The sequence below is a fragment of the Sphingobacterium sp. B16(2022) genome (assembly GCF_012030425.1).
GTDB lineage: Bacteria > Bacteroidota > Bacteroidia > Sphingobacteriales > Sphingobacteriaceae > Sphingobacterium > Sphingobacterium anhuiense.
The window spans coordinates 132,429-145,336 of record NZ_JAAUVN010000002.1; the positions used below are offsets into that span (position 1 = coordinate 132,429).

Sequence of the window (12,908 nt, forward strand, 5' to 3'; positions counted from 1 at the left end):
GAATATTTATTATTAATTGAGCCTAATTTAATCAAAAAAGACCGTTTTGATCGGATTTTTCTTAACAAAGTTTAACGTTGTAGCATCGGGAAATATACGTTCTTCTTCATTTTCAATGCCATTGCAAATCTCATAAGCTATTTCTTCAGGTTCTGACTTATGTGATTTCGTTTCTTCTTTTGTCATTTGCGTATTGACATACCCCATGTAAGCACCGATAACTTTGATTCCTAAAGCTTCAAGTTCTTCACGGATTGTTTCTGTCAAAATATGAGCTGCAGTTTTGGAGGCACAATAGGTACCTAATCTTTTTATAACAGTTAAACTTCCTATTGAAAGAATATTGACGATGCAAGTGTCTTTATTTTTTTGAAGATGTGGGATAAAGTTGTTAATCATTTCGATTACACCTATATAGTTCACTTTCATCTCAAATAAAGCAGTTTTTGCAGCTTCTTCTTTTAGAAAAGGAATTTTAAGTTCTATCCCGGCATTATTAATCAGTATTTCTGTATCGTTGCAATTTAGGGCTGCCGCTTGTATACTGTCCGTACTTGTTACGTCAAGTTCTAAAAGTTCAACTCTGTTGTCATAATTCTGAAACTGATTTTTTAAATTTTGTAATTTTAAGCCTGTTGCATATACTTTCTTAACGTTTCTATTGATGAGTTCTTGTACTAGCGCTGTTCCGAGACCTCCATCGGCTCCTGTTACTAAAACTGTTTTATCTTTTAAAATCATTGTTCTACTCTATTGGTTCTATTATTCTGAATGCTTAAAATGAGCTTAAATTACCTAATTTTCTTTCATATCAACAAGCTTTTTTTATTGATATTATTATCTGTAGAGAAAGATTCTGATCATCGTGCACTATGGGATAGGACTGTAGATGGATACTGGAAATACTGTAAGTTAATAATTTTCTGAAAGCGAACGAATAGTTATAAGTTAATTGATAGCGTGATCATAAAATTATCATTAGGTGGCTTATAAGCCACAATTTCCAGGGTTTAATTTGTATAGGAACATGCTTTATTTAATTTTGTGACTTTATCGCTTTACATGATACCTTTGTACAAGATAAACTTTATTGTTCTTGATGACGGAAATTTGTATTATTGGATCTTCAGTTAGCTTTTTGTAAAATTTTAAATATAAATTATAGATGAAAAAAATAGTAGCCATTATTTTCCTTTTTGTTACTGTGTTTGTTGTGTCCTGTTCAAAGGAAGATAACAATATGGGAGAGTCTAATAGTGTAACTGGGCGCTGGGTTCTCCAAGAGATGATCGAATTAAATACGATGAAGGAAGTTCCTTATACAGATGGTATTGAATATACATTTAAAGCAGACGAAACGTTTACAGGTATTAGTGTCGATATTGATTTTGATGGTAGTGATGTTGTTACTAAAAAGATTGCGATTTCTGGTACATATGTGCTTTCTGATAATGGTCAGAAAATAACAATAAGACAGAATGGAGGACAGACATTGGTATTTGATATTTATGATCTTACCTCAAAAAAGATGATACTGAGGGGTAAATTTCAAAACTTTCAGGTTGAGTCTACGTTTAGTAAAAAATAATTATTCGAATTTTCTTCATCCAACGCATCCTCCCTTACTATAAGGAGGGTGTGTTGGATTTTATTATTAAATATTGATCTAGTTACTTCCGTTGACTTTACGAATAGCTGTAACTTATGGGTTGTTAATAACTACATAAAATAGCTAGGGATCTGTAATTGCATAATGGAGAAATAAGAAATTACCCTATTTCGTGAAATAAAATTCAAGATTTGTGCTATTTTACTAGTGCTTTTTTACAGTAAATTTGTTGGGTTAAAAACAATAAGTTTTTAAATTCGCTATTTATGATGTTGAGACTGGTTATTTTTGTACTGTCAATCTGGTTTTTTCCTTTTCAATCATTAGGATCAACCTCACTTGCTACAGTACGGAATCGTGCTAATTCATCTACATTTCAAAGAAGATTTGATCCTGCTGATCAGCTTGTCGAAAACGGCGATTCCCATTTGTCGGATAAAAGAAATTCACTTTTTCAACAGATGTATTTTTGGGATATCGATTTAGATCTTGATAAAGATTTCAAATTGGACACATTATTCGCAATTTACGATCTAACGGTTCATTTGTTATATCCTAATCAAACAGCATATCTGGATTCCTATACATCCTATGCTGATCTACCGGTTCAATCTCGTAAATTTCTCCTTTTCGAGCAGATAAAGATACCTCTTTAATCTCCCTTCCACTCACTTACTTTGTAAGTGGTAGAGTCAGGTATATCCTGTCTGCTACTCACATGAAACAATTCTATATTATCTAAGATTAAACACTATTATGCACGAGCTTAGTATTGTAAAAGATATCTTCGATACTCTGGAGGGCCATTATGGTGCCAAGGTTGAAGATATTCAAAAGATTCAAGTAACTGCGGGTCTGCTTTCAAATGTGCAGCCTGTCTTAATTCAAAATGCCTTTGATGCTTTTATTTTAGATAATAATGGCTTTATGGATATGGAACTTGAGGTTGTCGTCAACGAGATCATGGCTTACTGTGAACATTGTCAAAAAAATTTTCCGGTGCTTTATCATCGTTTTGTATGCACCTGTGGTCAACCTTCGTCCACAATCGTTCAGGGAAATGAATTATATATATCAAAAGTAATTTTTAAACAAGAAAAATAAGAAACTATGTCAACTAACACATCTAGTCCAAAAAGTGCTGGAAACCGCGTCGGTTCTGTACAGTGTGATAACACCACATTACATTTATTAAAAGCCAATGATTATGTTGCAAATGCTATCCGTGAACGTTTAAAAGACGTTTGTGTGATCAATGTTTGTTCATCTCCTGGTTCAGGTAAAACAACTTTAATGCAAGAAACAGGTAAGCTACTTGCAAATGATCTTAATATTTCTGTATTAGTGGGTGATCCTGAAACGGAGCGCGACGCGATTAGAATGCGTGATGTAGGTATCAACGCGTTGCAGATTGTAACTGGTGGTATGTGTCATATCGAAGCGCAGATGATTTTGCAAGCACTTGATCATATTGATATTACAGGTACAGATCTTTTATTTATTGAGAATGTGGGAAATTTACTATGTCCTTCTGCTTTTGATTTAGGTGAAGATTATCGTGTTACATTATTAGCAACCACTGAGGGTGATGATAAACCTAAAAAGTATCCGCGTATGTTCTTAACGAGTGAGCTGATGCTAGTTTCAAAATCTGATTTATTGCCGTATGTGCCATTTTCAGTAGATGCTGTAACTAAAGATGCCCGTGAAGTAAATCCGAATATTGAAGTGATTACTATCAGTACATTGAAGAATGAGGGTATTGATGAGTGGTGCACCTGGTTGAAAGAAAAGGTTAAGCAAAAAAAAGAATCAAGACTTCAAGCTGAAGTAAAATAGGAGCTATGCAAGCAGAGTTGGTATATATTGATGCTGTGCTGCCACAGGGAGCGTTTGCTCGGGATACTGTATCGCTACTTCAGCTGGAATGGTTTGAAGTGAATAAAAAAAGATTGACAAGAGCTACTACTACTGGGCAAACTTTATTGATGGAGCTGGAAAAAGGTCGTGAATGGTGCTCTGGAGATGGTCTGTTCCATGAAGGAAAATTGATTGCTACTATTGCGATTAAACCGACATTGACCATTTGTTTTAATCCCGTTAATACAGTACAGGCGGCTGACTTTTCTTATTATTTGGGGAATAGGCATTTACCATTGTTTATGGAGACCGATCGCGCGATGTATCGTGTTCCTTATGATGGTCGTTTATATGAGCAGCTGCTTGCAAAATTTCAATCTCAGGTACAGTTGGAAGATGGGATATTACTGTCAGAAAATCTAGTAAAGCGGTTGATAAAAAAATCAAGAAATGAAAATGAGTTATAAATTATTTTGCTTAGTAGCTTTTTTATCTATAGCCACTTTTAGTGGGTGTAGTCATGTTATTAAGAATGATCTATCGAAATCTATTAGCGCAACCGATAGCCGTGGAAAAGTGATCAAGTTGAACGATGTTGCCAAACGGGTTGTCGTTTTATTTCCTTCGTTGCTTGATGAGGTGTATATGCTTCAAGCCGGTGATCAGGTTGTTGGTATTCCACAACAGGTATATCAAATGGAAGATACTTATGCTTTTTTATCGAAACTTGATTCGAGGATTGCTGCCAAAACATTGCCAACCCCAACTTATGGTGGGCAGTCCAGTAATGTCGAGAGTATTATTGCGTTACAACCTGATTTGGTGATTACCTTCAATACCGATCAAGATAATATAGAACAATTAGAAGGTCTTGATATCCCTGTTTTTACCTGTTCCTCGGCAGATGACAAAAGTATAATGGCGGAATTGCTGGGCATGGGAACGCTTGTTGGAAAACAAGAAAGAGCACAGGAAATTGTTGATTATGTTGATGGGGAGCTCGATCGTATGCAAGTTCCATCGATTGAAAATGCGAAGTCTGTTTATTATGCTTGGTCAAAAGGCCGTGTCATGTCTACTTCTGGAAAAGGAAGTCTTATTGATATGGCGATTCGTCTTTCTGGAGCTGAAAATGCATGTCCTCTACCTATGGAAGCTCCAAATATCAGTGCAGAAACGATGTATAAGTGGAATCCCGATTTAATAATCTTGTGGAACTCTAAATTGTCGGATGTTTATGATCTGAAAGAGTTAGCAGATCTTCCTGCTGTGAAAAATAAACAGGTTTTTGTCATGTCACCATCGTTTCCTTTCGATCCACATACTGTTAAGTTTTTATTGTTTGCTAAACAAGTTCGTCATTGGAGCTTTCCAAGCTATTCGGAAGAGCAATTGAAAAAAGAAATGCAGGGAGCTTTTGAAGTCATGTACGGTAAAAAGGGTTTACTATAATCATGAAAAATATAAAAATCATCGTCCTGTTGATCTTATTTCCACTGTCGCTTTTTGTGTTGTCGCTTACTATTGGTTCTACACAACATGTCGGTCTGGTCGAATTGTTTCAGCGGATGTGTTTGCAATTAGGGTTAATACAAGATCAACATCTGCTTTCGGATGCAAGTTTAAATACCATTTTATGGCAGGTGAGATTGCCACGGGTGTTATTGACTTTTATGGTCGGTGCAGCTTTGGCTTCGTCAGGAGGAGTTCTACAAGCTATTTTCCGTAATCCAATTGTAGATCCGTTTACATTAGGTATCTCTTCGGGATCTGCTTTTGGAGCAGCACTCGCAATGTTGTTTCCGATTATGTCTGTTAATCTCTCTGCTTTTATTTTTGGAGTTTGTGCAGTGGGGCTGACTTATTTGGTTTCTTACTCTGGAGCAAGGACTTCTATTGTAGGGATGGTATTGGCTGGGATGGTGATTTCTGGGGTTTTTACTGCTCTTTTAACTTTATTGCAGTATTTAAGTGATCCTTATAAACTTCAAGCTATTGTTCAATGGACAATGGGCAACTTACATACTGCTTCTTGGTCTAAGGTATATAGCGCTATGGGACCAATTTCAGTTGGTTTATTTGTGATTGTGCTCTATCGTTGGAAGCTGAATCTATTGTCTCTCGGTGATCAGGAAGCTTTAGCCATCGGTGTCAATCCCAGAATCATTAAATTGATTCTAATTGGAGTTGCGACGATGATTACAGCATCTGCAGTAGCTGCGGTAGGGGTGATCAGTCTGTTTGGATTGATTATTCCACATATTAGCCGAATGATATTTGGACCTAATAATAATATTTCGGTGTGGGCTAATATCAGCATCGGCGGTAGTTTCCTACTTTTAATCGATGATTTTTCTCGTGCTGTCATGCCTTTCGAAATTCCGATCGGTGTGTTTACTATGATTGTGGGAGCGCCCTTATTTATTTACTTGATGCGTCGAAACGCGATGAATTGGAACTCATGATAGCTACTATTTCAACAAAGCAATTATCTTTCTCTTATGGAAATGATCTCGTATTGCGTGATGTGAACGTCTCTTTTCCAAAGGGAAAATTGTCGATCATCCTAGGGCGCAATGGCAGTGGGAAATCAACGTTGTTTAATGTGATCGCAGGCTTAGAAAAACGCTACGATGGTCAAGTGACTATCGGCGATGTAGAACGTAGAAAGATTAAGATCGGTAGTAGTAGTCAGTTGCGCTTGGGTTTTCTCAATCAATTTCATCAGATGACTTTTCCCTATAAAGTGTTTGATGTGGTTTTGACTGGAAGGGCTTCCTTTTCACGATTCTCACCAAGTAAAGAAGATCATGAAGCTGTACATGCGATTTTAAAAAAGTTTGATCTTGAACATCTTCGTGATAAGCCTTATACCGAATTGTCTGGAGGAGAAAGGCAGTTGATCTTATTATGCCGTGTACTGGTGCAGCAACCTGATGTCCTCATGTTGGATGAACCTACTAATCACTTGGATCTAAACTATCAAATGGCTGTTTTGCGAACAGCGAAAGAGCTGGTTAAGGAGGGGACGACAGTTTTATGTGTTATGCACGATCCTAATCTGGCTTATATGTTTGGTGACCAATTTTACCTAATGCGTGATCAAAGTGTTCTTGATATTAATGGTCTGGAGCGCGAAGAAGTGAAAAATTTGTTGGAAGAAACTTATGAATTGTCTTTGTTGAGTATAGAGAAGCAAGGAAAATGGATGTTTATTCCGATGCTTAATGAAAATCAATAATGAAAAATATTTCGATATATCATGTTGGATCAGAAGATGTGGTAGAAGTTCTGCCTTATGTTCTGGATTTCAGAAGAAAACTATTTCCGATGTTGGATCCGAATCAGGTGCCTAAAGATTTAAAGGCGTTTGAACAGGTTTATTTACAGAACCGCGCTGGTAATTTTCTACAGGCAAGAACCGCGGATGGCATATTAATCGGAGTGATCGGTATGCTTAATTATGATTACCGGTTCCCTCACTTGGATATTGATGCTAAGAAGACCGTTGAAGTAGCCCGCTTATTTGTGGATCCCAAATATCGTAGGACTGGACTGGGGACAGAGCTGTTTCAAAGTTTACTCGTGGTGGCGCAGGAAAAACAGATTGAAAGACTTTATTTACATACCCATCCATTTTTGGAGGGTGCATATGAATTTTGGTTGCAGCAGGGGTTTCAATTGATAGAATACCGTGATGAATCTGGATTTCTCACTATACACATGGAACTGATGGTTAATGAATCGGAAAGTGCTGTGATATTGGAGAACATTTTGGAGCAGGAAAAACACTCCACAATTTGAGCTTGCAAGCTCTGTAAAATAAAGACTATGCATTTATGCATAACAGATAATTGAACAAACAATAGATAATTGTATTCCAATGAAATATAATATAAAGACCTTGGCTTTTGCAATAGCCTTAGGTACTGTTTTCCCAGTGGCTGTACATGCGCAGAATAGTACAGCAATTTTTGGAAAAACTTATGATGAGGTTGGAGATATCGTCTCTGGCGTAACATTGACAATAAACAGTTCAAAGCAGGTGACAACTTCCAACGAGTCAGGGGAATTTACTTTTTCTGAAGCGATTAATTTTCCAATTGTCATCCATGCTTCTGCAATTGGTTATATCGATCAAAAAATAACACTTTCGGCGAGTAACTGGAATGTAAAAAAAGGATTATCTCTTGTCTTGATTAAAGATAATAAAACTTTGGATGAGGTATTGATCACAGGGAGACGTAACAAATCTTATCTCACCAATGATCTGGAATTGGGGGGTAAGTTTTCTGGGAAATTAAAGAATCTACCGCAATCTGTTTCTGTTTTAAGCCGGGAGTTTATAGAAGATAAGCAAGCTTTTACAACAGGTGCATTGTTTCAAGATCTGGCAGGGGTGACGGAAGCTTCTTCTTATGATGATGTGGTTATCCGTGGTTTTAAAAGTGGATATGAAACGGGTGTGCGTTTGGTCAATGGTTTACGTTCGGGTTATGGTTATGGTAATAGTTACTACAATACACCATTGACATTGAACTTGGAAAGTCTTGAAGTCTTGAAAGGTCCAGGAGCTTCTTTGTTTGGTGATGTGGTGCCAGGTGGTACGGTTAATATGACCACAAAGAAACCGTTGGACAGTTTTAAGGGGAATATCGGTTTTGCATCTGGAAGTTTTCAGACGATGCGTACAACACTGGATCTGGGAGGGCCTTTGGATAGCGCTAAGCGTGTTTTGTACCGTTTCAATGCGGGGTATGAGGATACTAAAACTTTCCGTGATGTCAATCGTCAAAAAAGAATTCTTGTTGCACCATCTTTTACTTTTAAACCTGCAGCTGGTACGCAGGTGGACGTTGATGTGGTTTATAACCAATTTAATGGTTATCTCGATCGGGGGATGGGAATTAAAGCAAATGATTTTTATGCTTTACCTCGATCATTTACGTTAAGTCAACCTTCCGATTTTTATAATTCGAAGACATTTTCACTGAGCGGTAGGTTGTCCCAACAGCTTACGGAGAATTTAAGCTTTCACTTGAGCTATATGAAATCTGTGTATGAAGAAGATGTCAATGAACATCGGACGTTGAATACATTTGCTGATGCTCCTAAAAATACGATCATGAATATGCGTTTTTTTGATCGTCATGGTAAAGATTATACGGATAATGTCGTTGGTTATTTTAAATGGGACCATTATGGTGCTGTTGTAGATCATCACATTGTAGCAGGAGTTGATTTTGCGGAGTATAGAGGTGATCAGGAAAATCAGTTGCGGGAAGCTAGACAAAAGACGGTGAACGGACAGGTTGTACCTCTGACATTTGATTTGAACAATCCAACTTATACGACACATGATCTAACTTCTTACGTGTGGCGAGAGCATGTAGCTTATCCATTTTTAAGTCCTTATAAAACTACAGGAAAATACATACAAGATCAGATGTCGATTGCTGATAAACTTAAAGTTATCGTAGGATTACGTCACGAACATTATGCTTCCGAGACTATCGACGGGCAGAAGCGTTATCAAGCTACACAAAATGCCTGGCTACCTAGAGCGGGATTAACGTACGAATTGAATAAGCAGATCAACTATTTTGCGAGCTATTCTCAGGGTTTCGTCCCGGTAGGTGCAAGTTTTATTCAAAATTACCAAGATTATGGTGCAGATAAACCTTTTATTCCGGAACGCAGTTTTCAATTAGAAACAGGTTTTAAAACTGGTTTTTTTAAAGATCAGTTGCAGATGGATCTTTCCTTATTCCGTATAGAACGTCAAAATATGATGATCGCAACTGGTGTGATATTAGATTCAGGATTTTCTGAATATCGTCAATCTGGAAAAGCAATTTCTGAGGGTGTTGAATTGGATCTCCGTGGGCAGTTGACCAAAGAATTTCAGATTATGGCAAACTATACTTATAATCATACTGATGTGAAAGCATCATCGATCGCTTCTGAGGTTGGGCAATCATTACCGGGAGCTCCTAAAAATATGGCAAGTGCTTGGTTAAAATATGTGTTTTCACAACATGCTTTGAAAGGTCTTGGTTTTGGTGCAGGGGTTTATTACGTGGATAGCCGTCGTATGGATAATAGTATTGGTAAAGATAGTGATGGTCAAGCTATGTGGGGTTACTGGCCTTCTTATACTACTGTGAATGCTGCGGTATATTACCATATCGGTGCATTGAAGATGGCTGTTAATGTCAATAATGTGTTTGATAAGTACTACTTTTTGGGTGGCTTTGATTATACACGTGCATTTCCTGGAGCACCGCGCAACGTGATGGTTTCATTAGGTTATGCTTTTTAATGAAAAAAAACAGCTAAATCTTAGTTTAAGATATAATATAGACTATTTTATTCAAGATTTGTGCTATTTAAAACTTGTTTTAGTTGGTACTTTTGTCTTGGAAATTTAGATGAAAATGAAAGTAATGTTTCGGAATATATTGACACTTTTTGTAATGCTGTTTGCTTTGGTTACGGCCAAAGGGAATACGTATTTACATCAGGAGGCTAGTGTTTCGAAACAGGTAAAATTTTTATCAACAGACTATTCATCATTTGAGTTACCTGAAATCAGTTCCAATGTCCATCATTTGACGCTGTTTTCAGGTATGCTCGATGCATGGGAGTGTAACGATCCGCACGAACTCAATGAGCCGGATCAATTGCTTTATTTTACTATTATTCCTATTTGGCTATCGGCAATGGGGGTAACGTATGATAGGAAGCAGGATTTTAGTTTCCCAACTGAACACATAGGAGTAATCCTCAATCCGCGATACATACTATTCAAGTGTATCAAAATTCCAATTTAGTTTTAATATAATTTCTTTCTTTTGCCAAAAGTTATGCAGGCCAGTAAGGTTGTGCCATAAACTTTCGGGCATTATCTGCATGTTTTTTTGTTTCTTATAAACATCAAAAGAGTACGTTGTGGATCAAATAATAGTAATATAATTCTTACATATAAGTTAATATAAAATAGTAATTAGATGCATTTATTACCTAGAGAGACTGAGAAGCTGTTGCTTCATGTAGCTGGTGAACTCGCAAAAAAGCGTATGGCCAGAGGTGTCAAATTAAATTATCCAGAGTCTATTGCGTATATCAGCAGTGAGCTTATGGAGGGTGCACGAGATGGTCGGACTGTTGCAGAACTGATGCAATATGGGGCGACTTTGTTGACCCGTGAAGATGTGATGCAGGGTGTGCCTGAGATGATTCACGATATACAGATCGAGGCAACTTTTCCTGATGGTACCAAATTGGTAACGGTACATAATCCTATTCGTTAATTTAATAAGAACATTGAAAATATGATTCCTGGAGAATATTTCATTCAAGATGGCGATATCATCTGTAATGAAGGTAGAGAAGTAACAACATTGACAGTTGTCAATACGGGAGATAGACCGATTCAGGTGGGCTCTCATTATCATTTTTTTGAGGTCAATAAAATGATGGAATTTGATCGTGCATTAGCCTTTGGGAAACGATTGAATATTATCGCGAGTACTGCTGTTCGTTTTGAACCTGGGGAATCCAAGATTGTAGAATTGGTTCCATATGCTGGAGCGAGAAGAGTATATGGTCACAACGATCTGGTGAATGGCGATACTGAAACAGAGGTAGGAAAAATGAACGCTTTGAAAAAAGCAGATGCAAATGGCTTTAAAAATAAAAAATCATGAGCTTAAAGGTTAGTAGATTAAATTACGCGGCGATATTTGGACCTACAGGGGGAGATAAAGTTCGCTTAGGAGATACAGAAATCATCATAGAAGTTGAAAAAGATTATGCTTACTATGGTGATGAGGCAAAGTTTGGAGGCGGTAAAACTATTCGTGATGGTATGTGTCAATCTTCGGTGCATACGCGTGATGAAGGTACATTGGATTTAGTGATCACAGATGCGATTATCATTGATCACTGGGGTATTGTAAAAGGTGATATCGGGATCAAAGACGGAAAAATTGTTGGTGTAGGTCGCGCGGGTAATCCGGATACGATGGATAATATCACACCAAATATGATTATTGGTGCTTCGACCGAAGTTCATGGTGGTGCTGGATTTATTGTTACTCCAGGAGGTATTGATACGCATATTCACTACATCAGTCCTACACAGACGGAAACTGCTTTATACAGTGGTATTACGACTATGATCGGTGGTGGTACTGGTCCTGCTGATGGTACGAATGCGACAACGGTAACACCAGGGAAATGGAATATCCGTAAAATGATGCAGGCTGTTGAAGCTTTACCTATGAATTTTGGTTTTTTCGGTAAAGGTAATGTGGGGACAGAACAACCGATCGTGGAGCAGATCGAGGCTGGTGTACTGGGGGTGAAAATTCATGAGGATTGGGGCGCTACTCCTGCGACTATCGACCGTGCACTTTCTGTGGCTGATCAATATGATGTACAAGTCGCAATTCATACGGATACGTTGAATGAAGCTGGATTTTTAGAAGATACTATGGCAGCGATCAATGGTCGCGTCATTCATACCTTCCATACTGAAGGTGCTGGTGGTGGTCATGCCCCAGATATCATTAAATCGGCGATGTACCCGAACGTATTGCCTGCGTCTACAAACCCGACTCGTCCGTTTACTAAAAATACGATTGATGAACATCTGGATATGTTGATGGTCTGTCACCATTTAAGTAAAGATATTCCTGAAGATGTTGCTTTTGCGGATTCCCGTATTCGTCCTGAAACGATTGCTGCGGAAGATATTCTACAAGATCGAGGTGTTTTCAGTATCATGAGTTCGGATTCTCAAGCAATGGGCCGCGTAGGTGAGGTTATTACCAGAACATGGCAAACTGCTGATAAGATGAAGAAACAGACTGGTGCGCTTCCTGAAGATGAAGGTACTGGAAATGATAACTTTAGAGCTAGACGTTATGTTGCTAAATATACGATCAATCCTGCGATAGCACACGGTATCTCTAAATACGTGGGTTCTATAGAACAGGGTAAAATAGCGGATATGGTGATCTGGCGTCCTGCTTTGTTTGGTGCTAAGCCTGAAATGATTATTAAGGGCGGAATGATTATCGCTTCGAAAATGGGAGATGCCAATGCATCTATTCCTACACCTCAACCGATCATCTTGCGTACGATGTATGGTGGTTATGGTAAAGCATTGACAGAGACTTGTTTCAACTTTGTTTCTAAAATTTCGATTGAAAAGGGAATCAAAGAGGAGTACGGATTGAGTAAAACATTACTACCTGTGGAAAACTGCCGTAATATCTCCAAAAAAGATATGATTCACAATGATGCTACTCCAGAAATCATCGTTAATCCAGAAAACTATGAAGTGAGTGTCGATGGTGAGGTGATCAAATGTGAACCGATTGATAAGGTTGCTTTGGGACAATTGTATTTCTTGTTTTAATATGATCGCTAA

The 12,908-nt window shown here is 37.8% G+C and carries 14 protein-coding genes and 1 pseudogene; 14 read left to right on the forward strand and 1 reads right to left on the reverse strand.

Annotated features, from left to right (window positions below; genetic code table 11):
• Positions 1–27 precede the first annotated feature (27 nt).
• Complete coding sequence (locus HCX49_RS11015; RefSeq protein WP_132770935.1) at positions 28–741, reverse strand: SDR family NAD(P)-dependent oxidoreductase; 714 nt, start codon at positions 739–741, stop codon at positions 28–30.
• 424 nt (positions 742–1,165) lie between these two features.
• Between HCX49_RS11015 and HCX49_RS11020 the strand changes: the two genes are divergently transcribed.
• The 14 genes and pseudogenes from HCX49_RS11020 (at position 1,166) to ureC (ending at position 12,896) form a co-directional block, all read left to right on the forward strand.
• Positions 1,166–1,588 carry a lipocalin family protein gene (locus tag HCX49_RS11020; RefSeq protein WP_021192460.1) on the forward strand — a complete coding sequence of 141 codons (423 nt, stop codon included), beginning with the start codon at positions 1,166–1,168 and terminating at the stop codon, positions 1,586–1,588.
• A 287-nt stretch (positions 1,589–1,875) separates the two neighbouring features.
• Positions 1,876–2,265 carry a hypothetical protein gene (locus HCX49_RS11025; protein ID WP_132770934.1) on the forward strand — a complete coding sequence of 130 codons (390 nt, stop codon included), beginning with the start codon at positions 1,876–1,878 and terminating at the stop codon, positions 2,263–2,265.
• A 100-nt stretch (positions 2,266–2,365) separates the two neighbouring features.
• Entirely contained in the window at positions 2,366–2,713 is a 348-nt protein-coding gene (locus HCX49_RS11030) for a hydrogenase maturation nickel metallochaperone HypA (protein WP_132770933.1), read from the forward strand.
• A gap of 6 nt (positions 2,714–2,719) precedes the next feature.
• On the forward strand, positions 2,720–3,448 hold the full coding sequence (gene hypB / locus HCX49_RS11035) for a hydrogenase nickel incorporation protein HypB (protein ID WP_132770932.1): 729 nt from the start codon (positions 2,720–2,722) through the stop codon (positions 3,446–3,448).
• A 5-nt stretch (positions 3,449–3,453) separates the two neighbouring features.
• Complete coding sequence (locus HCX49_RS11040; RefSeq protein ID WP_132770931.1) at positions 3,454–3,936, forward strand: urease accessory protein UreE; 483 nt, start codon at positions 3,454–3,456, stop codon at positions 3,934–3,936.
• Positions 3,926–4,921, forward strand: coding sequence for an ABC transporter substrate-binding protein (locus tag HCX49_RS11045; RefSeq protein ID WP_206368402.1), 996 nt, complete (start codon positions 3,926–3,928; stop codon positions 4,919–4,921). Before HCX49_RS11040 ends, HCX49_RS11045 begins: the two co-directional genes overlap by 11 nt.
• Before the next feature lie 2 nt (positions 4,922–4,923).
• Positions 4,924–5,934 carry a FecCD family ABC transporter permease gene (locus tag HCX49_RS11050; RefSeq protein ID WP_132770929.1) on the forward strand — a complete coding sequence of 337 codons (1,011 nt, stop codon included), beginning with the start codon at positions 4,924–4,926 and terminating at the stop codon, positions 5,932–5,934.
• A complete protein-coding gene (locus HCX49_RS11055; protein ID WP_132770928.1) occupies positions 5,931–6,710 on the forward strand; it encodes an ABC transporter ATP-binding protein in 780 nt (259 codons plus the stop codon). The genes HCX49_RS11050 and HCX49_RS11055 overlap by 4 nt, the downstream gene beginning before the upstream one ends.
• On the forward strand, positions 6,710–7,273 hold the full coding sequence (locus HCX49_RS11060) for a GNAT family N-acetyltransferase (RefSeq protein WP_132770927.1): 564 nt from the start codon (positions 6,710–6,712) through the stop codon (positions 7,271–7,273). Before HCX49_RS11055 ends, HCX49_RS11060 begins: the two co-directional genes overlap by 1 nt.
• Positions 7,274–7,352: 79 nt before the next feature.
• Entirely contained in the window at positions 7,353–9,791 is a 2,439-nt protein-coding gene (locus HCX49_RS11065) for a TonB-dependent receptor (RefSeq protein WP_021192452.1), read from the forward strand.
• A 124-nt stretch (positions 9,792–9,915) separates the two neighbouring features.
• Complete coding sequence (locus HCX49_RS11070; protein WP_132770926.1) at positions 9,916–10,302, forward strand: hypothetical protein; 387 nt, start codon at positions 9,916–9,918, stop codon at positions 10,300–10,302.
• Positions 10,303–10,479: 177 nt separating this feature from the next.
• The gene (ureA, locus tag HCX49_RS11075) at positions 10,480–10,782 is read left to right on the forward strand and encodes an urease subunit gamma (protein ID WP_021192450.1); all 303 of its coding nucleotides are present in this window, start codon (positions 10,480–10,482) and stop codon (positions 10,780–10,782) included.
• A 21-nt stretch (positions 10,783–10,803) separates the two neighbouring features.
• A pseudogene (locus HCX49_RS11080) lies at positions 10,804–11,109 on the forward strand (urease subunit beta); the annotation flags it as partial.
• A 65-nt stretch (positions 11,110–11,174) separates the two neighbouring features.
• Positions 11,175–12,896, forward strand: a complete 1,722-nt coding sequence (gene ureC / locus HCX49_RS11085) for an urease subunit alpha (protein ID WP_021192448.1) — start codon at positions 11,175–11,177, stop codon at positions 12,894–12,896.
• Positions 12,897–12,908: the final 12 nt, after the last annotated feature.